We start from the raw sequence: 23,995 nt of genomic DNA on the forward strand, positions 1-23,995 counted from the left end.
ACTTTTTTGAAAGAAAAAATTAATTGGTTTTTAATTTATTCCAGTATTTTTCGTAGATATCCACGGCATCGCCGACATCACCTTGCATGATACCTTTTTCCACTTCTTCTGAAGGCGGGAATAAGGTCGGATCATTCACCAGTTCAGGACTGAGTAACGCTTTTACGCCCTCATTCGGCATCGAAAAGCCCATGCGTTCCACTACCACTTTGGCATTTTCAGGACGAAGTAGGAAATCAATAAATTTGTGCGCCCCTTCCACATTTTTTGCCGTTTTAGGGATAGCATAGTTATCCATCCAGAAAATCGCCCCCTCTTGCGGATACACAAATTGCAGGCTTGGGTTTTCTTTACGAGCAAGATAAGCCGAACCGTTCCAAATCATCCCAATGGTGGCTTCACCCTGTACATAAGGCACTTCCGGTGAGTCAGAGTTGAACGTTACCACATTAGGCAATAATTTCAGCAAACGCTCGTAGGCAGCTTTTATCTCCTCTTCATTTGTGGTGTTAGGCGATTTTCCTTCCAATAATAAAGCGATGTGGAACACTTCACGGGCATCGCTGGTCATCAATACTTTGTGTTTAAATTCAGGTTTCCAAAGATCCGCCCAGCTTGTGATGGTTTTCGGATCAATCTCATCTGCGTTCACTTCAATTCCGGTTAAACCATACACATAAGGTAGAGAATATTTATTCTCAGGATCAAATTCTTTATTAAGCAAATGTGTCGGAATCTGTTTTAAATTACTTAATTTGCTGTGATCAAGGGGTTGCAACATATTTTCCTTGATCATCTTATTCACATAATAGCTTGACGGGAATACCAAATCATAGCCGGAGCCGGTATTCTCCGTTAATTTTAGTTTGGCATACATTTCTTCGTTGCTCTCAAAGGTGGAATAAATGACTTCCACACCGGTTTCTTTGGTAAATTGAGCGACGAGTTCGGGCGGCACATAGTCCGTCCAGTTATACACATAAAGTTTGTTGTTGGCAAAAGCAGAGGCCGCAAAAAGTGCGGTCGCAGAGAGGAAAAGGTTTTTGATGGAACAAACAACAGATTTTTTCAATTTATCAGTCTCCTAGGGGGATTATTACAAGTAAAGAAATATTAGCTCAGTAATAGCATTACCGAGCCGAATTTATTTGCTACCAAACATATTGTACACCGGCACCAATTTGGTAAGCGCGGCGTGTTTGTTTTTGCAAAGAATGTTCAATATGCGTGTGAGCGTAAAAAGAGAGATTATTCGTTGCATTCCATTGGAACTGTAATCCCGTATCCAACCAAGTTTTTGCATAATATTCGCGATAATCCCGATTACCAATTTTTACCGGCTTATTGTTCAAGAAATCATGCCAAACATTTGCCGTAAGCGCAAATAAATAGGCATTATCTCGGAAATTAAGGCTTGAACCCAGTCGTCCGCGTAATCCGGATTGGTTACGATATTGAATATTAAGGTGTTTATCATACAGATCTTTTAAGTATAAATGTTGATAAATTAACTGAGTTTGTGGCTCAAATGACCAATTTTCATTTAAATGGAATGTTAGCCCCATCTCTGTTGAGATTAAGGCTGTCATACCCTCTTGAGTCATTTTGTTTCCTTCTCTTGGGCGATATTCATTGCGTAAGTAACCTACTTGTCCGATAAGATCAAGATAAGATTCATTTTGCCAAAAAACCGAGTGATAAACTCCGAACAATCCTGCTTTGGTTTTTCCTGTTCCCGTATGTTTATCGCTGACAATCCGACCGTTTTCGGCACGGAATCTGTCGGAAAAATTAATGTGGTTATAACCAAAGGTTGCATAAATCCCAGTTTGTTTAGTTACTGAATCTTGTGTATGTCTATCCAAATCAACACCTACCTGAGCAAGATATTGATGTTGTTTATTATTCAAACGATGTTTTCCATCAGCTTTAAGGTATTTACTCACAACGCGTCCCCAAACACCATGCTGTGTAGTGGTTTGCGAATTAACCGTACTACCGCGTCGTTTAGCCAACGTATCAACAGCACTGTAAGCCAACTCCATATTGGTATAAGGCATTTGAATATAAGCCGATGATGCTGCTGTTCTAATTTTCTTATTTGGTTTTGGTTCAGGTTGTGGTCGAGACTCAAGTTGCGGTTGCAACTCAGGCTGTGGTTGAGACTCAGGCTGTGGTTGAGATTCTGGTTGTGGTTGAGACTCAGGCTGTGGTTGAGATTCTGGTTGTGGTTGAGATTCTCGTTGTGGTTGAGGCTCTGGTTGTGGTTGAGGCTCTGGTTGTGGTTGAGGCTCTGGTTGTGGTTGAGGCTCTAGTTGTGGTTGAGGCTCTAGTTGTGGTTGAGGCTCTAGTTGTGGTTGAGGCTCTAGTTGTGGTTGAGGCTCAGGCTGCGGTTGAGGCTCAGGCTGTGGCTGAGGCTCAGGCTGTGGTTGAGGCTCAGGTTTCGACTCAAGTGCTTCAAGTGTCCAATAATATTTGTTGCCCACTTTAACTAATTGCGCTTCTCCGGCATTCAATGTTGCCGATTTGCCTATAAATGCCAGACCATTGTGATCTTTTTCGGCAATAGCGACGAGGGAAGAAGTTTGTTTTTGATTTGTCTTTTCGATATCACCAAAAATTCCGTTTTTCGTTTTGACGGTAGTTGCACCGCGTGAGGAATCAATATTTCCTAAGATGTGCAAAATATCACTGCCGGATGTACTCGAATCTTTATTCCAAACCGTATCAACAAGTAATGTTCCGCCGGAAGTATAGTTATTTACAACAAGATGAGAGAAATTAGGTTGATTTGAACCGTCTGCCAAATCAAGTGTACCTTGATGAATAAAATTTTCTTGTACAAAAGGTGAATTGTTCAAATTATTTTCATCATAAGCCGATTTTTGCCCGATATTACTGAGGGAAAGAGTACCATCATTGAAAATTGTTAAATTTTTTACGCCAAAACGCTCAAACGTTGATTGGTCTGTCAATGCCAATGTACCTTGGTTAATAAGCATTTCATTAACTGAATTTTTACCTGCTCTTGATATATTGTTTATCTGCATTTTTTCAGGCGCGTCATATTCAATATTACAATTATAACAATGCACTAATGGAAAAATAATATCGTCTTCTTTGAGTTTTTTAAAAACTAACCGGGCATTTGGACTTGCAATAATTCCTCTAGGAAAGTTAAATTCGCCCGCTTGTGTATGATCATCGCTTCCTATTTTTAATGTTTTTCTAATCACAATACCGTGGGCAGTATTAAAATATCCTTGGTTCTCAACATCATAAAGATAAGTTGTCCCCTTGTTATAGTTTACGTTAAAAGTGCCGCCATTCAGAATACGGATTTTACTTACCAGATCTGCTTCAATACTATCATTATAAGTGAGCTCCGAATCCTTTCCATCAATAACGATAAGTGAAGTGGTACTTCCGCCGTGTCCCAAATAATTATCGTTAAATCTTTTGTTTGCTTGGGTCACTTTTGCACCATTAGTTATCCAGAGTTCAGCATTTGCGCCGGATTGCCCTACATTAAGCGCATCATTTGCTTTTAAAATAGTTCCTGCACCATCGACTCTTAATATTCCATAACCGCCACTATGGTTACCGATATGGGTAACATCATTAAATTTAACTTTTGAGCCATTATTAATGGTTAGCTCGCTTGGTGGAGATAATCTCTCCCCAAATTTAGCACCGATAATAACGCTACTATAGACACTATACCCTTCCTCATCGGTCGGTGGATTATCCGTAACATTGTGAATATTATCTATTGACCCGCTTTTTATCACGTCAGCATAACTCAAGCAGGGAAGAATAAGAAGAAAAGACAATTTTTTCATGATTATGATTCCATGGTTATAATTCTTTATTAAATAGTAAATTATTAGATGACAATCCTTATGTCTTACATATCAAACTACTACTGAATTTCAAGGCGAGATAAATAGCATATAAAGTGTACAAATACAAGCTAATAACATTTTTTTTACAAAGAATTTGACATATTTCCCCATCCGAGTAAGATTTTGCCAATTCTTATCAACGAGAGGTTTTATGCTAACTTTTGCTCATCAAGAACACGTTCCTTCCTATTATTTCGATTCACGCAATCAGGACTTATCACTTCCAGCTTTAACACAACTTGAACACGCCGATGTCTGTGTTGTCGGTGCCGGTTTTTTTGGCTTATCCGCGGCATTAGAACTGGCGGAAAAAGGGAAAAAAGTGGTGGTATTGGAAGGGGCTCGGGTTGGTTTCGGCGCTTCCGGTCGTAGTGGTGGGCAAGCCATAAACGGTTTTGAAGAAGGCATTGATGAGTACATAAAACAAGTAGGTTTTGATAAAGCACGCAAGCTTTGGGAAATGTCACTGGAAGCGATAGAGATTATAGATGAACGCATTACAAAATATAATATTCAATGCGACTGGAAAAAAGGCTATGCGACCCTTGCACTCAACCCCCGCCGTATGGATGATCTGATTGCGGTAGAAAAAGCCGGGCGTGAAAATTTTGGCTATCAACATATGCAGCTTTGGGATAAAGCGAAACTCAAACAGCATCTAGGTAGTGATATTTATGTAGGCGGTTTATATGATGACAATTCAGGTCACTTACATCCTTTCAATTATTGCTTAGGGCTGGCTAAAGCCTGCTTAGATCTTGGCGTGCGGATTTTTGAACAATCGCCGGTAGTGGATCTCATTGAAAAAAACGGTTGTATTGAAGTAAAAACCGACCAAAGTGCGGTCATTTCTCAAGATGTTGTTTTAGCCACCAATGCTTATATTGACGCGCTCCCTAAATCTATTCACCATGGCATTAACCGAAAAATTATGCCGGTGGAAAGTTTTATTATAGCCACAGAACCATTAAGCCAAGCCGTGGCAGATTCTGTGATTAATAATGGGATGTCCGTATGCGACAACAATTTATTGCTCGATTATTATCGGTTGAGTGCGGATAATCGCCTGCTTTTCGGTAGCGATTCCAGTTCGGAAAAAGATATGGTATCGGTGATGCGACAAAATATGTTGCATGTTTTCCCACAGTTAGAAGATGTGAAAATCGATTACGGTTGGGCAGGGCCAATTGATATGACCATGAACTCAACCCCGCATTTTGGGCGAATTACCCCTCATATTTATTTTGCCCATGGTTATTCGGGGCATGGCGTAGCTTTAACGGGATTGGCCGGGCGTATTGTTGCGGAAGCCATTTTAGGCAACGACGAACGTCTGCAAATTTTTGAAGGATTAAAAGTGCCTTCCGTTTATGGCGGGAAATGGGTGAAAAATTTAGCCACGAAAATTGGGGTAAAATACTATCAGTTTTTAGACAAATATCGTTAAAAACAGATTTAAAATTGACCGCACTTTAATAGTGCTGATTTAATGAGTTTGCCAATATGACAGTATCTGTACAGATACTGTCATATCAATTAAAAGCGGCAGCCTTATGCGTTTCTTTAAAAATGAATTCTCAGCCCTAAACTAACCACATAGTCCGAATTATTAACAAAATTCCATTTTACTGATTCACCTCCCGAATAGCGGTATTTCGCCCCTTCAAGAAAAGCGATAACCTGACGATGTAATTTGTAATCTGCACCTAAAATCACCCCTTTTAATTTTCTCGCCGTGAAATTTTCTTTTCCATTTTTAATGGGTGATCGGGCTTTACCCCATAAATAGCCGGCGAAGATTTTACTTTTCGGATTAAGTTGATATTTGGCAGCAATCAACCATTCTTCCACTTGACGGAATTGGGCATTACTTTGTTTGCCTTTTGATTCAACTTGTTGCCCCCGCCAGCCAAATCCGTATTGTTGATAATAATGGCGCTTGCCGTAATCTAACCCGACTGCGAAATCCTGATAGCGGAATGCCATACCGAAGCCTAAACTGCGATCAACATTCGTTTCTGATTTTCGCTGTCGGCTAAACCCCGCTTTGACATCTATTTTCCAATCTTGAAAAGCTTTATTGAAAAATAGTGCGAGAACATAGCCATTGGTATTGGGTAGGTTTTTGACTTTCCCGTTTTTGTCGGTGGTTTGTTTCCCACTTTCACCAAAAATATAATCAGCTCCCAGTTTAAAACCATAGAAATCCTTCGATGTAAGGTGAATCACTTGGTCAGCTCGTTTAATTACTTTTTTTACATCAGTTAAGTTATAACTATAATCGGCAGTGCTAAGTAAATCACCATTCGTGGTTTGTTTACCGAAAGTCAATGTGCCTAATGATTTATGCTGAAAGCCTGCATAAAGATAGCGGGTATAAACTGAATCTCCGAGACTTTTATCGGTAAAACGCATTTCTACGTTACCAAGTGCGGTCAAATTTTCATTAATTTTATGGGTAAGCCGTAAACTGATACGAGAACTGTTATCGACCAAGTCTGTGGGAACACCTTGTTTATGTTGTAATTGAAAGCGAAGTGAACCGCGTAAATCTATACGGGAATTTTCTTGTTGGTAGAGCGGGACGGCAAAAGAAGAAGGAATAATGCTCGAAACCAGTAAAAATAAACATAGTTTTTTCATCAGATTTACCTTATAAAAAGCGTGTTAAGCCCTTCCCCGTTTTGCTTTTAAACGGGGAGGGATGACTCGAAAAATTGTAGGTTTTTAATGATTATTGGAAACGTTGAAAATCACTGAGAGTAAATAATCCCATTGAACGAGCAACATTGACATAGGTATAAAGCGCTTCAATATGTTTTTTCTCGGCACTTGGTGGATTACCGCCACCTACACCATCAATCTTGAGTGGATAGCCCACATAATCAGCGTAACCTTTTAGAACAGCGGTGGCTCTTGGGATATGAAGTTGTGTCCCTATACCGAGAATAGTATGCAAGTTATGTTGCTTAAATAGTTTGACCATACCAATTGCATTTCCCGGCGTATCACGGGCAATCGGATCAAGTAAAAAACGGTTTGGATTTACCCCATTTTCTTTAAGCCATTTTGCCATCACATCGGATTCTGCATAAGGCGTTTTAACCGGCCCACCACTTAGCACCAATTTGGCATTGGGATATTTTTCCGCCATTTCCTTGGTTTTTTCTAAACGTTGTAATAAGCCTTTTGAGGGTGATCCATCCGGATTGGGGGATTGTCCGAATACAGCAATGGCATCAAATGATAATTGGCTTTGAGGTTGGTAGGAAAACGATTGTTGTAGAATACTTTCGGTGAAACGAAAAAAATCACGCATAGCCTGTGCGGCTTGTGGCGAACGTTTTTCCAAGGCATTTAAACGTTGTTTCACTTGTGTCTCATCTTCCAGCGTTTTCGCCGCCAAAATACTGACGGCAAGTGCATGTAAATCATCCGGTTTACGGCGCAAAATTTGATCTAATTGGGAAAGAGCGGGGCGGTAGTCTTTATTAATGAGATAGGCTTCGGCCTGAACACGGTAACTATTAAGATAATCGGGAGTTTGTTTCACTTTTTGATCTAAAGAATGATAAAGTTTCTGCCATTCCCAACGGCGAAAAGCTACCACATCTTCTCTCAAGTAAGGATCATTCACATAATCTTCTGCATATTTTACTACGAGATTCTCGATCGGTTGCCCACGCCCGCTTTCTTTACCTAGTGGTGCACTGATACTGTCCGATAAGGTCAATCCAAGAGGTGAAATCGGTTGAGCATTTTGCACGCATCCAGTCAGAGAGAATGCCCCCATTCCCAATAAAAGTGCGGTTAAAATTTGGCGGGTTTTAAACATTTTCATGGATCACTCCTTAACAATATTCAGTTTGGGAATAATGAAGATAATATCTTCATTTTCTATCGCTTTAAATGTTGTAATCATCCTTCATAAAAAAGAATTGATAATTCGGATTTTCGCTTAAACAAAGCTGGCGTAAATCAAGTTGATGCCTTGCTATTTGTTTAATAATATTCATCAACATTTTTAGCTTCTGAGTATTTTGATTAATATTAAGATTAATTACCATAAAAACAATTTCACTATGTAAAGTGAAATCTTCACTGTCGTGAAAATAGTGAATGTCAAGGGTTTCTTCTTTTGCAGATAAATTACAATAAATACCTATTTTTTGTTTTTTAGATAAAATATCTAAACATAGATAATATTTATCTTTCTCTAAGTATTCTTGAATAGGAAATATGTTGAGCTTGTATTCTTTAGGAATGGGGCTAGGTGTGATTTTGGGTAAGATTTTATCATATTGGTAGGTATGATAGAAAATAGTAGAAAGTGAACTAACATATTCATTCTCCTTCATATTATCATCAGCATAATAAATAGGAGAATAAGTAATATCCATATTTTTACCATAGCTATTACATAAGTAATAGTCATAATCGAGATTTTTATTTAAGTCTAATTCATAGAGCATCTTTGTATCAATTTTAAGTATCTCATCACTAAAATAATTTCTCAAATTGAATTTTATTTGTTGAGTACTTAATCTGCCATTGATTGAGATAATAGCCAGTTTAAGTTTTTTCTTATTCAATTTTATACGATTGAAAATACCGGAAATAACATCAAAAATAAAATAATTCTCACGCTGTGAGAATTGATAATAATATTTTTGTTTAAATACCTTGTTTAAACGTTCAACAACTTTCAGTAGTAAAGGGTTAGATTGAGTAATATTTGTATTGTAAAAACCAAGATCCACATCATCCGATATGCCAAGTGAAATTTTCATTGTAATCGGAATGAGTAATTTAAACAGATCCTTGAAGCCTGTGTGATCCGTTGAAATATCTACATATAAAATAGCGGTGATTTCATTAAAAATAAATTGATGAATTTCAGCGGTTTGTTTGATGAGGTTATTGTAGTTTTCCTTACTGCAATCAGCATAACGGTAAAGATCATTACTCATAATGAGAACATAAGTGAGAAAACGTATTACTTCCGGGGAGAAATAGCAAGCTATATCTTCTTTTTGTAGATTTTCCAACAGTTGGATTAAAAATAGATATTCTTTTGTTTTCTTATAATGGAAGGGTAGGACGGGTAAATCAATACGATAATCTTGTTGGCGATCATATTGGTGATAAAAATAGATTAAATATAATAAAAATCTTTCTGCATAAATATCGGAAAGTAAAATTTCAGATTGAATTAATGTTTTATTTAATATAAGTCGAATTTTTTCTTTGTTAGGGTGGATGAAAAGTTGATTAAATTGAGGTATGAAAAAATTTGGTTTCGTTTTATAGTTAAAATACTTATACATTCTTATTGTAAGCATAATTTTCTTAAAGGTTGCCCCTTCAATTTTTATACCATAATAAGGCTTGCTTACTAATTTTAAATCATACTTTTCAAGTGTTTTTCTCACTTGACATAACTCTTTACTTAACGAGCTATTAAAACTTAAGAATAGTGCTTCTTGCAATTGCTCAATTTTAATATAGTATTCACTGGAAAGTAATCTACGTAGAATATAATTCACCCGATGTTCAAATTTATTATTAATATTAGAGAGTTGCGAGATTTGAAAGTGAGAAAGTAAGGCATTGGCGAGTTCGTCTTGCTCGATATGTAATTTATAACCATAAGCCGCTTTAGACAAAATAACAACATGATATTTCTCTAGCATTTCTTTCAAATATTTAATGTCATTTTTTATTGTTCGGCTACTTACCTGTATTTCAGTTGATAATTTTTCACTATTGATATATTGATTACTTCTCAATAGTAGTAAAAAAATCGCTTTATACCGTTTGTTTTTATCTAATATCCTTAAAATTTGACTGATGTCCATTCAATTTCCTTTATTTTAAAGAATTAGGGCTGCCTGAAAGAACAGCCTCTATTTAACTTTAATCAAATGATTGATTTATAATTTTAGTCATTTTGGCTTCAATATCCGAATATGCACAAAATCCCAATTCGTTTTCATTACATTGTTCAAAATGGAGTTGTACCGCTTGCGGTGGGGTTGCTAAAGTTAATACTTTATCTTTTTGAATTTGCTCAATACTTTGATAAATGTACTGTGTATTCACCCATTTTGTATTATTCTTTTTATTCCGCCAAATTTCAAAAAAGACTTTTCCTCCGATAGGCGTAGATTCATACTGATTCGGCAAACGGTATGATTTTACCCCCAATGCTCCAAGTAGAGTAATAATATTGGTATCATGTCCGACCAATAGACTAATCGTTCTTTGGGAATTGTGCAATTCTTGCTGCATAAACACCGCTAAGGGCTGGGCTAGGTGACTTGCAATGAATTTTTCCCCTCTTAAAATGGCGAAGTATTCATTTTTAATCTGATTGATGGTTTCCCACTTTTCAGGTGTTAATTGGCTGAGCATTTTCGATGAAGTTGAATTTGCATAGAGCTCAATTAATAAATTATCTACGATAGTTTTCCCTAGACGTAATGTTCCTGATACTCCCAATTCTTTTCCTTTTTCTACCTTCAGTTTCCCCTCTTCAGAGAAAAACTTACAATCATCTCTCCCTTGACACTGTGAAGATTGAGCATAATTAATGACCTCACCGAGAACTTTATACGCTGTTTGTAATTTTTGATGAGCTTGTTTTAATGTAATGCGTGAAATAATTGCTTGTTTGAAGGTTTCGCTACCATTACGCACAATGGGATTAAATACCGAATCCATTGTACCAAGAGCTACATTATTTACCGGATGAATACCACAACCAGGGAAAAGTCCTAATGTTAATGCTTGCCCGGTTGCTAAGGTTCGCTGAAGGCTATTGGTATAAATCAACACTTGTTCCGGCGGTAAACATTGGTTGATTTTTGTTAAACCTTGTTGATTGAGGTAGTCTCGAATATAACGTCCAAATTTAACTTCCAAGTCTGCCCCTTTGGACATCAATTCTCCCGGCGCTTCTTGCCATGCAGTCCATTGATAAGGAGTGACTTGTGTAAGTTTACTATCAGATTTGATAATTGGCGTTCTGACTCCGTGTCGGCTGAAAATAAAGACCTTTTCCAACTGATAGTCAGTATTTGACGTAGTACGAACAGTGCTTGCCGCATAATTTGATAAAAAGCTCATAGCACAGAGTAGTAGAAGGCAGGATTTTGTCATGTTAGACCTCAATGAGTGAGTAGTGCGGCATAATGCAAAAATATCGGCAAAATTGACCGCACTTTGAGAAGATATTGCCCGATTATTCAAGATAATCCGCTTGTAATTGAAGGATTTCCGCACGACTGATACCAAGCTGTTGTTCGGCATAGTATTGAATTGAACCATATTGTCGCTCAATGGTATTGATCGACATTTCAATAAACTCAGGTTTGGTATCAATGAGCGAGTAAAGATAATTCAATACTTCTTGATCTTGAGTGATTTGACGATAAACCGCCATTTTCTGTCGATTGCGTTCTAAGCGATTGATATGGGTCAGCATATAATCATCAATTATTTGATTCTTATCGACTCCTAAAACCCCTAACAGTAACATTGCCCCAAAACCGGTGCGATCTTTCCCTCCACGACAATGCTGTATAAAAGCGCCACCTTTCAGATTAGCGGCAACTTTTAACATTGAAGCAAAAGCCTGTTGGCATTCCGGCTTTTCCACAAAATTTTTGTATTGCCTCATCACAATATCATCATAATGTACCAAACTACCGTTTTGTTTCTGCTCAATGATTTTATTCACTAAATTTTCATCTTCGTTTTCCTTTGATGAGGTGAATTGTGCTGCCAATTCTGCCGTATGGGCATTGGGATCAAATTGGTAAATTTGCTCCGTTCCAATAATCTTATTGGGGTATTTGGCAATTTCATTGGGGCTACGATAGTCAATTACCGCCTGAATGTTGAGTGGTTTTAACATTGCTATCCCATTTTCGCTCGTATTGTATAAATGATCGGAACGATAAAGCCGTTGCCATTTGACTTTTCGATGATCCCGTGTGAGATACCCACCCATATCACGAAAGTTATTCATTCCTTCTATGGAGAGGGTTCGTAATTGGGCTTGCTGTTGTAAATTTGCCGTCATTTTACTAATACTCCCAAATATACGAGGGCGATACAGAGTAGCATTGTGCCGATAATTAATGTGGCGGCATATTTACCATTGGTTTTCTTCAGTATTGAATAAATCCCCACCGTCACTAATAAACTGAACAAACCGGGCATCACTTTATCAAACATTTCTTGGAGTTTGATCGTATTTTCACCGACACTAAATTCGACACCGAATTTCACCCTCACAACCGAAGCGATTAAAGCGCCAATCACCATTAGCCCCACAACATTCGCCATATTGCTGACTCGTTGTAAAACATTGCTGTTACCGTTAATCATATCCATACCTTTATGGTAACCATAATGGATACCGTAATATTTAGACGCAACATTCACAATATTGTAAAGCAGGAACATTAAAATTGGGCCTAATACGCTACCATTTAGTGCTAGTGCTGCACCGATACTGCCACAGATAGGTAACCAAGTGAATTTCAAAATACTGTCGCCTAATCCTGCTAGCGGTCCCATTAAACCGGTTTTTATTGCAGTGACCGTTTCTTTTTCACTTTCTTGGGTGGACTCTTCCACCGCTGCGGCAATACCTAGAATCAGCGCATCTGAATTGACATGGCTATTAAGGAATTTTAGGTGACGCTTCATTGCCTCTACTTTCTGTTCTTTAGGCTTGTCTTGATAGAGCCGTTTTAAAACAGGGATGAAACTTGATAGAAAACCGATTGCCTGCATAGATTGATAATTGTTGGTGACATTGAGTAACTGCATTCGCCAGAAGACTTTGTTTAAATCTTGTTTCGTAATTTGGTGTGACGTTTGTTCGGTCATAGATCATAATCCTCATCATTAGTATTTTGATTAGAAACTATCGCTTGAGTATTTTTATGAATTGCTAAGTCATAAATTAATGCTAACGGTAAAGCGATCAGAGTAATCGGCAAGACGGATAATTTAAGGTAAACGGCTAACGTAAAACCCGCGACTAAGAAAAGCCAAAGTTCTGCTTTTTTCAACATCATTAACATGAGTAAACCAATGCCTATAGAGGGAATGATTTTGCCGGCAACATTCAAACCGGTAATGATTTTATCCGGTAATTGCGCCACGATTTGTGCAATTAAATCCGCACCGAAATAGACGGCTAAAAAGGTAGGTACAGCTCGAATCAAGAAAGCGATTATCATCGGAATATATTGAATCCGAAAAATCTTATCGAAATCCCCTTCTTCTGCCCAACGTTCTGCAATTGGATTTAGAGCCACAATGCCGGAACGGTATAAAATCAAAAGCTGCTGAGCAAGTAACGACGTTGGAACGGCAAGAGCGATAGCTGCTTCCGTACCTCCGGCGGCAATCCCTAATGCGGTGCCAATTGCGGTGCCTGAAATCATATCCGGTGCAGAATAAGCTCCAACATTGCCTACCCCCATCCACATCACTTCTAAAGTTGCACCAATTAAAAGTGCGGTTTGTAAGTCGCCCATAATCAAGCCGACAACTGTTGCGATCAATAGTGGTCGTCTAATCATTTGCGTACCAATATCGTCAATTGCACAAATGCCCGCCCATAATGCAACGAAAAGTGCAGCTATCATTTAATCACCTCCGTCAAGTTGATTTTTTCATCGTTCGGTACCATTTGAATAGTAACCGTAACCTCTTTATCCAACAGTTGTTGGAAAGCAGAACGCTCTTCGTTAGTCACCGATAAAGCTTTGGTTAATTGAGTTCTCCCCTCTTGAAAACGCATTCCGCCAACATTTAGTTCATTAATAGGAACGCCGGCATTGACAGTTGATAACACATCAATGCTGTTAGTGAACAACAACATTGTGCGTCTGCTGAGTCCTTTTGTTTGATAAATTTCTGCAAATTTTTCAATCGTAAGTACGACGACTTTGATACCTTGCGGTGCTGCCATGGTCAAAATATTTTTTTGGGTTTGATCTATCGCTAATTTATCGTTTAGCACCACAATTTGTTCCACTTTGAATAGATTGACCCAAGTTGTGACGACTTGGCCGTGAATCAAGCGATCATCAATACGACTAAAGCAAATCATCTTCATCCTCCTGTTTTTGTAGGTCATTGAAATCTCGAATGGTTAATCCGTTTTGATAGGCGTTTTTAATGAGTGATTTCATTTCATCAAATGGCAAATCACGATTCATGAGTACATCTAACAATAGTGGTAAATTTAAGCCACAACAGACCAAGATGTTTTCTTTCGTGAGTAAGTGAGAGGCCAAATTCATAGGGGTACCACCGAGAATATCGGTTAAAAAGATAATCCCCGATTGTGTATCTAATGCGTCAATTTTTTCTTGTAGCTCTTGTTTTAAATGAGCTACATTATCTACGGTAAATACTGATAAGGTATCGAAGTTAGTTTGTTTCCCTACAATTAACTCAGCACTTTCTATTGCAGCCTTAGCAAAATTTCCGTGGCTCATTAACATTAGGGCAATTTCTTTCGGCATTGTATTTTTCTCCATAAGTTTAAGTATTGATTACAATGTAGGAGAAAGTTGCTAGAGACTCAATTTTTAGCATTGCACGATATATCGTGCAAACTAAATCTTGGTGACAGGGAATGTAGAGTAAATTGAGAAATAGTTAATTGGCTTAAGTTGGTACAACTTTGCCAATAAAAAGAACTTGATGGAATCGTTGCCCAATATAATATTCTGTTCGCAATGCTGAATGAATGCTCTTAGCACTAAACAAATTTTCCTCATAAATAAAAGAAACCAAGTAGCCAGCATAGTCCATTAGAAATGGTAAACGTCCACCAAGTAAATAAAGTCAAGGCTTAATATCCCTCAAAATAGGGTTTTGCATTGAAATCAGTGTTTCGGTGGATTGGATCTCATCAATTAGCTGAATTTTCGTCGCTAAAACAGAATGCAATTCGGCAATGGTATGAGTCATCACTTTTATAAAAATTGAGTAATTTCCTGTGGTGTAATAGGCCTCAACCACTTCATCAAACGTTTCTAGCTTTTTAATCACTTTCTCGTAATCTTTTGCACTTTTTAGAATGATCCCGATAAAGCAACATACGTCGTAGCCGAGTTTACGTTCGTCAATAATCACTTTGGTGCCTTCAATAATGCCGGATTGTCGCATTTTTTCGACACGGACATGAATAGTGCCGGGGCTGACACCAAAATTTTTTGCCATTTCTGCATAGGGCGTGCGTGCATCTTTAGTCAGTACACGGAGAATTTGTTGATCGAGATTATCAATATTGTGCATAAAACAGCCTCCTTTAGAATTATTCTAATAAATCACAAATTAATTAGATATTATTCAAAGTTATTTGAAATGTAAATAAAATACTTGAAAAATAATTATGATTTATTGAATAATGCTCAAAACCTTACTTATTGTTAAATACAGGCGGAAAATATGAAGAAAACATTTATTTTACAACAGCAAGAAATTAGTTTTGTGAAAAATACCTTTACTCAAAACCTAATCGAACAACTCGGTATTATTGAGGTTCAAGGGCCAATTCTTAGTGAAGTGGGCAACGGAATGCAAGATAACTTGTCCGGTATTGAAAAAGCGGTTCAAGTCCACGTGAAATGTATTCCGAACGCAGTGTATGAGGTGGTTCACTCTCTGGCAAAATGGAAACGTCATACTCTTGCACGTTTTCACTTTAAAGAAGGAGAAGGGCTGTTTGTTCATATGAAAGCGTTACGCCCCGATGAAGATTCTTTAGATCCAACCCACTCTATTTATGTTGATCAATGGGACTGGGAAAAAGTGATTCCTGCCGGTCATCGTAATTTTGCCTATTTAAAAGAGACCGTCAATTCGATTTATCGTGCAATTCGTTTAACAGAACTTGCGGTGGAAGCCCGTTTTGACATTCCTTCAATTTTGCCAAGACAAATTACCTTTGTGCATAGTGAAGATTTAGTAAAACGTTATCCGAATCTCACCAGCAAAGAGCGGGAAAACGCAATCTGTAAAGAATATGGCGCGGTATTTTTAGTGGGTATCGGTGGTGAACTATCCGATGGCAAACCACACGATGGGCGCGCACCGGATTATGACGACTGGACAACAGAATCCGAAAACGGCTACAAAGGTTTAAATGGTGATATTCTTGTTTGGAACGAGCAACTTAATACGGCATTTGAACTGTCTTCTATGGGAATTCGTGTCGATGAATCCGCGCTTCGTTTGCAAGTCGCTTTAAGCGGCAAAGAAGATTGTCTAAAAATGGATTGGCATCAAGAGTTGCTGGACGGAAAATTACCTCTCTCAATTGGTGGCGGAATCGGTCAATCACGTTTAGCCATGTTCTTGTTGCGTAAGAAACATATCGGTGAAGTTCAATCAAGCGTATGGCCAAAAGAAATGTTAGCGCAATATCAACACATTCTTTAATTTGCTAAAAAAAGTGCGGTTAAAATTAACCGCACTTTTTTATTCTAATACAACACTCTAGCCCGTATTGTGCCGTCAATTTCACGCAATTTAACTAATAGCGGTTCTGCATTTTCCGTTTCCACATCCACTACGACATAACCAATTTTAGGATCGGTTTGTAAGTATTGTGCGGCGATATTAATATTGGCTTCTACAAAAATTTGGTTAAGCTTATTCAATACGCCCGGACGATTTTCGTGAATATGCAATAAACGTTTGGTGCCTGCGTGTTCCGGTAGGGAAACCTCTGGGAAATTCACTGAGGATAATGTTGAGCCGTTATCGGAATATTTAACGAATTTTCCCGCCACTTCAAAACCAATATTTTCCTGTGCTTCTGCCGTTGATCCGCCAATATGCGGCGTTAAAATCACATTATCAAACTCACGTAATGGCGAGACAAATTCTTCATTGATTGAAGCCGGTTCAACCGGGAACACATCAATAGCCGCCCCATGAATTTTGCCCTCTTTTAAGGCGTGGGCAAGGGCATCAATATCGACAACCGATCCGCGTGCCGCATTGATTAAAATAGCCCCTTGTTTCAGTTGTGCAATACGTTCCGCACTCATTAAATTACGGGTCGAAGGTAATTCCGGCACATGTAAAGAAATCACATCACAAGAACCCAGCAATTCTTCTAAACTACGTACTTGTTTCGCATTACCTAGCGGCAATTTATTTTCAATATCATAGAAATGCACATCCATCCCTAATGACTCTGCAATAATACTTAATTGCGAACCGATATGACCATAACCGACGATACCTAATTTTTTACCGCGTACTTCGTGCGAACCGGTGGCGGATTTATTCCATATACCGCGATGTACTTCCGCATTGGCTTGCGGAACATTACGCATCAAAAGCAAAATCTCGCCTAAAACCAATTCAGCGACCGAACGGGTATTTGAGAATGGCGCATTAAATACCGGAATACCCCGCGCTTTTGCCGCATTAAGATCAACCTGATTGGTACCAATACAAAAGCAGCCGATAGCAATAAGTTTTGGTGCGGCATCAATCATTGCCTCGGTTAAATGCGTACGCGAACGCAAACCGATAAAATGCGCGTCCTTAATCGCTGCTTTTAGTTCATCACCATCAAGGGCTTTTTTGTAATAATCAATATTGGTATAACCCGCCGCATGCAGCGTATCCAACGCACTTTGGTGTACCCCCTCCAGTAATACAAATTTGATTTTTGATTTGTCGAGTGAAACTTTATTTGTCATGTTTGCCTTCCTTATATTTATTTCTATAAATTATTCGATAATTTTTGCACCTTCAGGCGTACCGATAATCACGACATCTGCGCCACGTAGAGCAAAAATACCATTTGTTACCACACCGGCAATATTGTTTAATTCTTTTTCCATTTCGACCGGATTTAAAATAGCAAAATTATGTACATCTAAAATCACATTACCGTTATCCGTTACCACACCTTCACGGTATTCCGGCGCGCCACCAAGTACGACTAATTTTCTCCCCACTTGCGAACGTGCCATTGGAATGACTTCCACAGGCAATGGGAAAGTTGAACCTAACACATCGACTTGCTTACTTTCATCGACAATGCAAATAAATTTTTTCGCTAATGCCGCCACAATTTTTTCCCGAGTCAGTGCCGCACCACCGCCTTTAATCATCATTTTTTGCGGATTAATTTCATCTGCGCCGTCCACATAGATATCCAAGCCTGAAACTTCATTGGCGCTAAAGACTTCAATGCCTTGTTTGCGTAATAATTCCTCTGAGTTTTTTGAAGCAGCCACGGCACCTTTAATTTGATCTTTCATCGCGCCTAAGGCTTCAATAAAACAATTTACAGTAGAACCACTGCCCACGCCGACAATCGTATCCGCTTTCACATACTGCAACGCGGCTTTTGCCGCCAATTTTTTCATTTCTAATTGATTCATTATTCTGCTCTTTTTGTTTAAAAGTAAACGATTGCGTTACTTTAATATGCACGCATTAAATAAACAAGTGCAAATTTTGATAAGTCATTATGAAAAAAATAACACTTATTCATCTTCCGGTAAAAATAGTGTGAGTAATTCATTTAAAAACAATTTGCCATGTTCGGTAATCTGCCAAGATGTGTCGGTTTCTACGATGTAGTTCTGCTTAAGAGCAAAATCAATCCGGTTTTTGACCGCACTTTGCGGTAATCCGGTATAGTATTCAAACTCCCTTTTCGGCACTGCTTCCAATAAACGAAAACGGTTCATAAAAAATTCAAAAGGGCGGTCAATTTCAGAGACGTTTTTTTCTTCATAAAGATATTCGCCCCGCAAATATCCCCGCGGGTGCTTAGTTTTAGAAAAACGCCGAATTCCACCATTTGAAAAAGTTAATTTTCCGTGTGCCCCACAACCAATCGCCAAATAATCACCAAAACGCCAATAATTCAAATTATGTCGGCATTGAAAACCCGGTTTGGCATAAGCGGAAGTTTCATACTGTTGATAACCTGCCGCAGTAAGAAGTTGATGGCCTTGCTCAAAAATCGCCCACAGATTGTCTTCATCCGGTAATTGCGGCGGGCGGTAAGCAAACATCGTATTGGGTTCAATCGTAAGCTGATACCAAGAAATATGCGGCGGAGCAAGCTCAATGGCTTGGCGTAAATCGTCCAAGGCTTCGGCAAGGGTTTGATTCGGCAAACCGTGCATTAAATCCAAGTTGAAACTTTTAAGACCGGAAACTTTCGCTAAACCGACAGCACTTTTGGCTTCCTCCGCATTGTGAATACGCCCTAGACGCTTAAGTTTGTCATCATTAAAACTTTGAATTCCCATTGAAATACGGGTAACGCCAGCCGCTACATATCCATTAAACCGTTCGGCTTCTACCGTGCCGGGATTGGCTTCCAAGGTAATTTCGATATCATCTTGAAAAGGAATAGATTTTTTTATTTCACTTAACAAATAAGCAATACTATCCGCCGAAAACAAACTCGGCGTGCCGCCGCCGATAAAAATCGAATGTAATTTTCGCTCTTGAATACTTGCCTGAAAACGGACTAAATCCGCTTTCAAATCTTGTAGCAAATGGTGAATATAGTCTTGTTCGGGAATATCACCTTTTTGGGCATGGGAATTAAAATCGCAATAGGGGCATTTCTGCACACACCAAGGAATATGGATATAAAGAGAAAGCGGGGGAAGTCTAAGCATGATAATTAATAGATTAAAAAATATTTTTCGCTATTTTATGCGATTCTAAAATTCAACGGAAAAAATTTTAAAGGATTACTCTTTTAACTATCATTTTAACTTTAAATCAGTTAGATACAGGGCAACGTTTTATTAGGAAAAATAATAGGCTCTGTATTAAGAGCCTGATTATTGACAGTCATTTCAACATACTGCTTAGTTATGGCGTTGAGAAATAAGTAAATGAGCCCGGCCCGACCGGTAAACCAAGCACAAAAACCCAGAGGTAGAAAAGGGTTATCCAACCGATGATAAAAATAAATGAATAAGGAATCATCATCGCCATTAACGTACCTACCCCCGTATCTTTTTTGTAACGCACCGCCACCGCCATAATCAAGCCAAAATAACTCATCATCGGCGTAATAATATTCGTTGTTGAATCCCCAATACGATATGCCGCCTGAATCACTTCCGGTGCATAACCCACCAACATCAGCATCGGCACAAAAATAGGCGCAGTTAATGCCCACTGTGCCGACGCGGAGGAAATCATCAAATTGATAAATGCACAAACCAAGATGAAACCAACAAAAAGTATAGGCCCGGTTAAACCGAGATTGATCAGTAAATTAGCCCCTTTTACCGCAACAATTGAACCTAAGTTTGTCCATTTAAAAAATGCCACAAACTGTGCAGCAAAGAATACCAGTACAATGTACATCCCCATTGAAGCCATACCTTTCGACATCGCTTTTACGATGTCTTGAGAAAATCGCATTGAACCGGTCACTCGTCCATAAATATAACCGGGAATGGCAAAAAAGATAAAAATGAAGACCACGATACCGTGTAAGAAAGGGGAACCCGCTACAAGCCCTGTTTTGGTATTACGCAAAATGCCGTCTTCGGGAACAATGGTCCAGGCAAGTAGTAAGGAAAAAATTAACATTGCTATGCCGGCCCACATCAAGCCTTTTTTCTCATTAGGTGCTAATTTTTCCACTTTATGTTGAAGAATTGAAGGGTCATCTGCAGCTTGGGGATCGTAGCTTCCTAACTGAGGCTCAACGATTTTTTCTGTAACCAAATAGCCTAAAATGCTCACTAAAAAGGTACTAACAAACATAAAATACCAGTTTGCTTCAGGCCCGACGACATAATTTGGGTCAATTAAACGGGCAGCCTCTTGCGTAATGCCCGATAAAAGCGGATCGACCGTACCTAATAACAAATTCGCGCTATATCCGCCTGAAACACCGGCAAATGCGGCTGCAAGTCCTGCAAGCGGATGACGACCCAATGCGTGAAAAATCATTGCAGCAAGAGGAATTAATACCACATAACCAAGTTCTGCCGCCGTATTTGAAATCACACCAGCAAATACAATAGTGAACGTCACCAATTTTTTCGGTGTACCAACAACCAACCCTCTCAATGCGGCAGAAATCATACCTGAAGATTCAGCAATGGATACCCCGAGCATTGCTACTAAAACAGTACCGAGCGGCGCAAAACCCGTGAAGTTTTTTACCAGACTGCTGACCATATAAGCCAGCCCTTCTTGGCTAAATAAACTTTTCACGATAATGTCGCCGGCGTGATTCGGGCGAGGATCCAAAACGCTCACGCCAAAGTAGTGCAAAACGGCTGAAAGTACGATCAAAATGCCACACATCAACATAAATAAAATAATAGGGTGCGGCAGTAAATTTCCAAGCCATTCCACCCCTTTTAAAAAATGCTGAATCCGGCTGTTTTTTTGAGAAATTGTTGATGACATAGGCGTATCCTTTTGAATTGGTTAAAGAATGAACTCCATATTCGCATATTTTTTAGCAAACTCAAAAAAATAAAGTTTCACTTATCCAATAATAACATGACATTTTCGTCAAAAATCAGTATTTAACGATACAAAAAGGGCTTGTTTTCACAAGCCCTAAAAAATAGTTGATTAATTGACCGCTCTTGTTGTTTTCGTGACAGCTTTACGACGCGGTGTTTTGGGTTTGGCTGCTACCTTGACGAACTCCACGCCTTCCGGTGGATTTTCCAATGCTAAGCCAAGCACCTCATCAATCGCTTCTACCGCATGAATAGCAAGACTTTGTTTTACGTTATCCGGAATCTCTTCCAAATCTTTCATGTTATCTTTTGGAATCAATACGGTTTTAATACCGCCACGGTGCGCCGCTAAAAGTTTTTCTTTTAAACCGCCGATTGGCAACACTTTACCGCGTAAGCTGATTTCCCCCGTCATTGCCACATCCGCACGTACCGGATTGCCCGTCAAACAAGACACAAGGGCGGTACACATTGCGATACCCGCACTTGGACCGTCTTTCGGCGTTGCGCCGTCCGGCACATGAATATGAATATCACGTTTCTCGTGGAACTCAGGGTTAATACCCAGTTTATCGGCACGTGAACGCACCACCGTCATTGCCGCTTGAATGGATTCTTTCATCACATCACCCAGGGAACCGGTAAAGGTTAATTTACCTTTGCCCAGCACAGAGGCGGTTTCAATGGTCAGTAAATCGCCGCCGACTTCCGTCCATGCCAAACCGGTCACTTCACCGACTCGGTTTTGCGTATCGGCTTTGCCAAACTCAAAACGTTTCACGCCAAGATAATCTTTTAAATTATCGGCATTCACCGTAATGGATTTCAGTTTCCCATCCACCAATAAATTTTTCACCGCTTTACGGCAGATTTTGGAAATTTCACGTTCTAAACTACGAACGCCTGCCTCACGGGTGTAATAGCGAATAATGTCTAAAACGGCACTTTCTTCTACCACTAACTCGCCTTTTTTCAACCCGTTACGTTCAATTTGTTTTTGTAACAAATGACGCATAGCGATATTGAGTTTTTCATCTTCCGTGTAACCGGAAAGGCGAATCACTTCCATACGATCAAGTAACGGCCCCGGGATATTCATGGAGTTTGACGTTGCCACAAACATGACATCGGAAAGATCATAATCCACTTCTAAATAATGATCGTTAAAGCTCGTATTTTGTTCCGGATCAAGCACTTCTAATAAAGCGGAAGCCGGATCGCCACGCATATCCGATGCCATTTTATCAATCTCATCCAGTAGGAATAATGGGTTTTTCACCCCCACTTTTGCCATTTTTTGAATGAGTTTGCCCGGTAATGCACCGATATAGGTTTTACGGTGCCCCCGAATTTCCGCTTCATCACGCACACCGCCAAGCGCCATGCGCACATACTTACGCCCCGTTGCATTGGCAATGGATTGACCCAATGAAGTTTTACCTACCCCTGGTGGGCCAACCAAACAAAGAATCGGCCCTTTCACTTTATTGAGACGCGCTTGCACCGCAAGGTATTCTAAAATGCGTTCTTTCACCCGCTCTAAACCATAATGGTCAGCGTCTAACACTTGCTGTGCTTTACTAATATCTTTTTTCACTTTTGTGCGTTGATGCCATGGAACTTGAATCATCCATTCAATGTAACTACGAACAACGGTCGCTTCCGCTGACATTGCTGACATCATTTTGAGTTTTTGCAACTCGCTTTCCACTTTCTCACGCACTTCTGCCGGCATCCCTGCGGCATCTACTTTTTGACGAAGTTGTTCTACTTCATCAATAGTGTCTTCATTTTCGCCATCGTCCATTTCTTTGCGAATCGCTTTAATTTGCTCGCTCAAATAATAGTTACGCTGGCTTTTTTCCATTTGTTTTTTCACTCGACCACGAATGCGTTTTTCCACTTGTAGGATATCCGCTTCCGATTCCATCATACCCAGCAAATATTCTAAACGTGCTTGAACATCGGCAAGTTCCAATACGCTTTGTTTATGACGAACACTCACCGGCAAATGCGCCGCCATGGTATCAGCAAGACGATCTGCATTATCAATGCGTTGAAGTGCGTTTAATATATCGGCAGGCACTTTTTTGTTTAACGTCAGGTAATTTTCAAACTCAGAAAGTACCGCACTTTTTACGACATCCAATTCTTTTTCATTGCCATAAGTCGTTTCGATCGGTGCAACCTTCGCCGAAAAGAATTGTTCATTCTCTTCAAGTTGATTAATTTTCGCGCGTTGCTGCCCTTCCACCAACACTTTAACCGTTCCGTCCGGTAATTTTAAAAGCTGGATAATATTGGCAATCGTCCCGACATCATACACATCATCAATGGTCGGTTCTTCTAAATCCGCTTGTTTTTGTGAAACCAAAAGAAGCTGTTTATTTTCATTCATCGCTTCTTCAAGAGCATTAATGGATTTTGCACGCCCGACAAAAAGCGGCATCACCATATAAGGAAAAACCACAACATCACGTAATGGCAGTACGGGCATCGTATATTGTGTTCTTTTGGTAGTCATATCTTCTCTCTAACTATCTTAATGATTGGAAACTATAT

General features: G+C 39.2%; 19 protein-coding genes. 2 read left to right on the forward strand and 17 right to left on the reverse strand.

The genetic code is table 11. From position 1 onward, the window contains the following. Nucleotides 1–19 precede the first annotated feature (19 nt). Both PNEUHYL_RS04465 and PNEUHYL_RS04470 read right to left on the reverse strand, forming a co-directional pair. On the reverse strand, nucleotides 20–1,072 hold the full coding sequence (locus PNEUHYL_RS04465; RefSeq protein WP_059366050.1) for an extracellular solute-binding protein: 1,053 nt from the start codon (nucleotides 1,070–1,072) through the stop codon (nucleotides 20–22). A gap of 79 nt (nucleotides 1,073–1,151) precedes the next feature. Continuing rightward, the gene (locus tag PNEUHYL_RS04470) at nucleotides 1,152–3,842 is read right to left on the reverse strand and encodes an autotransporter outer membrane beta-barrel domain-containing protein (protein WP_059366051.1); all 2,691 of its coding nucleotides are present in this window, start codon (nucleotides 3,840–3,842) and stop codon (nucleotides 1,152–1,154) included. A 214-nt stretch (nucleotides 3,843–4,056) separates the two neighbouring features. On the opposite strand from PNEUHYL_RS04470, the gene PNEUHYL_RS04475 reads away from it, so the two are divergent. Then, nucleotides 4,057–5,352: an NAD(P)/FAD-dependent oxidoreductase gene (locus tag PNEUHYL_RS04475; RefSeq protein ID WP_059366052.1), complete on the forward strand. Its 1,296-nt coding sequence runs from the start codon at nucleotides 4,057–4,059 to the stop codon at nucleotides 5,350–5,352. A 116-nt stretch (nucleotides 5,353–5,468) separates the two neighbouring features. Here the strand turns inward: PNEUHYL_RS04475 and PNEUHYL_RS04480 are convergent, their stop codons facing one another. The 10 genes from PNEUHYL_RS04480 to asnC all read right to left on the reverse strand — a co-directional run bounded on the left by PNEUHYL_RS04480 (nucleotide 5,469) and on the right by asnC (nucleotide 15,236). Beyond that, the gene (locus tag PNEUHYL_RS04480) at nucleotides 5,469–6,548 is read right to left on the reverse strand and encodes a porin (protein WP_059366053.1); all 1,080 of its coding nucleotides are present in this window, start codon (nucleotides 6,546–6,548) and stop codon (nucleotides 5,469–5,471) included. A gap of 91 nt (nucleotides 6,549–6,639) precedes the next feature. After that, nucleotides 6,640–7,746, reverse strand: coding sequence for a YdcF family protein (locus tag PNEUHYL_RS04485; RefSeq protein WP_069029754.1), 1,107 nt, complete (start codon nucleotides 7,744–7,746; stop codon nucleotides 6,640–6,642). Between the two features lie 64 nt (nucleotides 7,747–7,810). Next, entirely contained in the window at nucleotides 7,811–9,763 is a 1,953-nt protein-coding gene (locus PNEUHYL_RS04490) for a BglG family transcription antiterminator (RefSeq protein WP_059366054.1), read from the reverse strand. Nucleotides 9,764–9,821: 58 nt separating this feature from the next. Then, on the reverse strand, nucleotides 9,822–11,066 hold the full coding sequence (locus PNEUHYL_RS04495; RefSeq protein ID WP_059366055.1) for a histidine-type phosphatase: 1,245 nt from the start codon (nucleotides 11,064–11,066) through the stop codon (nucleotides 9,822–9,824). Between the two features lie 82 nt (nucleotides 11,067–11,148). Next, nucleotides 11,149–11,991, reverse strand: coding sequence for a tyrosine-protein phosphatase (locus PNEUHYL_RS04500; protein WP_059366056.1), 843 nt, complete (start codon nucleotides 11,989–11,991; stop codon nucleotides 11,149–11,151). Continuing rightward, the gene (locus tag PNEUHYL_RS04505) at nucleotides 11,988–12,806 is read right to left on the reverse strand and encodes a PTS system mannose/fructose/sorbose family transporter subunit IID (protein WP_059366057.1); all 819 of its coding nucleotides are present in this window, start codon (nucleotides 12,804–12,806) and stop codon (nucleotides 11,988–11,990) included. The genes PNEUHYL_RS04500 and PNEUHYL_RS04505 overlap by 4 nt, the downstream gene beginning before the upstream one ends. Beyond that, entirely contained in the window at nucleotides 12,803–13,573 is a 771-nt protein-coding gene (locus PNEUHYL_RS04510; RefSeq protein ID WP_059366058.1) for a PTS mannose/fructose/sorbose/N-acetylgalactosamine transporter subunit IIC, read from the reverse strand. The genes PNEUHYL_RS04505 and PNEUHYL_RS04510 overlap by 4 nt, the downstream gene beginning before the upstream one ends. Continuing rightward, nucleotides 13,570–14,040 (reverse strand): PTS sugar transporter subunit IIB, encoded by a 471-nt coding sequence (locus PNEUHYL_RS04515; protein WP_059366059.1) that lies wholly within the window; start codon nucleotides 14,038–14,040, stop codon nucleotides 13,570–13,572. The genes PNEUHYL_RS04510 and PNEUHYL_RS04515 overlap by 4 nt, the downstream gene beginning before the upstream one ends. After that, the gene (locus tag PNEUHYL_RS04520; RefSeq protein ID WP_059366060.1) at nucleotides 14,027–14,458 is read right to left on the reverse strand and encodes a PTS sugar transporter subunit IIA; all 432 of its coding nucleotides are present in this window, start codon (nucleotides 14,456–14,458) and stop codon (nucleotides 14,027–14,029) included. Before PNEUHYL_RS04520 ends, PNEUHYL_RS04515 begins: the two co-directional genes overlap by 14 nt. Nucleotides 14,459–14,783: 325 nt before the next feature. Beyond that, nucleotides 14,784–15,236, reverse strand: coding sequence for a transcriptional regulator AsnC (gene asnC, locus PNEUHYL_RS04525; protein ID WP_018356952.1), 453 nt, complete (start codon nucleotides 15,234–15,236; stop codon nucleotides 14,784–14,786). A 153-nt stretch (nucleotides 15,237–15,389) separates the two neighbouring features. Between asnC and asnA the strand changes: the two genes are divergently transcribed. Further along, a complete protein-coding gene (gene asnA / locus PNEUHYL_RS04530) occupies nucleotides 15,390–16,382 on the forward strand; it encodes an aspartate--ammonia ligase (RefSeq protein ID WP_059366061.1) in 993 nt (330 codons plus the stop codon). Nucleotides 16,383–16,426: 44 nt separating this feature from the next. Here the strand turns inward: asnA and serA are convergent, their stop codons facing one another. From serA to lon, 5 genes are all read right to left on the reverse strand, one after another. Further along, entirely contained in the window at nucleotides 16,427–17,659 is a 1,233-nt protein-coding gene (gene serA, locus PNEUHYL_RS04535) for a phosphoglycerate dehydrogenase (RefSeq protein ID WP_059366062.1), read from the reverse strand. A gap of 30 nt (nucleotides 17,660–17,689) precedes the next feature. Further along, entirely contained in the window at nucleotides 17,690–18,349 is a 660-nt protein-coding gene (rpiA, locus tag PNEUHYL_RS04540; RefSeq protein WP_059366063.1) for a ribose-5-phosphate isomerase RpiA, read from the reverse strand. Between the two features lie 105 nt (nucleotides 18,350–18,454). After that, nucleotides 18,455–19,609 (reverse strand): radical SAM family heme chaperone HemW, encoded by a 1,155-nt coding sequence (gene hemW, locus PNEUHYL_RS04545; protein ID WP_059366064.1) that lies wholly within the window; start codon nucleotides 19,607–19,609, stop codon nucleotides 18,455–18,457. Between the two features lie 199 nt (nucleotides 19,610–19,808). Next, nucleotides 19,809–21,371, reverse strand: a complete 1,563-nt coding sequence (locus PNEUHYL_RS04550; RefSeq protein WP_059366065.1) for an AbgT family transporter — start codon at nucleotides 21,369–21,371, stop codon at nucleotides 19,809–19,811. A 171-nt stretch (nucleotides 21,372–21,542) separates the two neighbouring features. Beyond that, nucleotides 21,543–23,957: an endopeptidase La gene (gene lon, locus PNEUHYL_RS04555; RefSeq protein ID WP_059366066.1), complete on the reverse strand. Its 2,415-nt coding sequence runs from the start codon at nucleotides 23,955–23,957 to the stop codon at nucleotides 21,543–21,545. Between the last annotated feature and the right edge of the window lie 38 nt (nucleotides 23,958–23,995).

This window comes from Rodentibacter caecimuris, assembly GCF_001019715.1.
In the GTDB taxonomy this organism is placed as follows: Bacteria; Pseudomonadota; Gammaproteobacteria; order Enterobacterales; family Pasteurellaceae; genus Rodentibacter; species Rodentibacter caecimuris.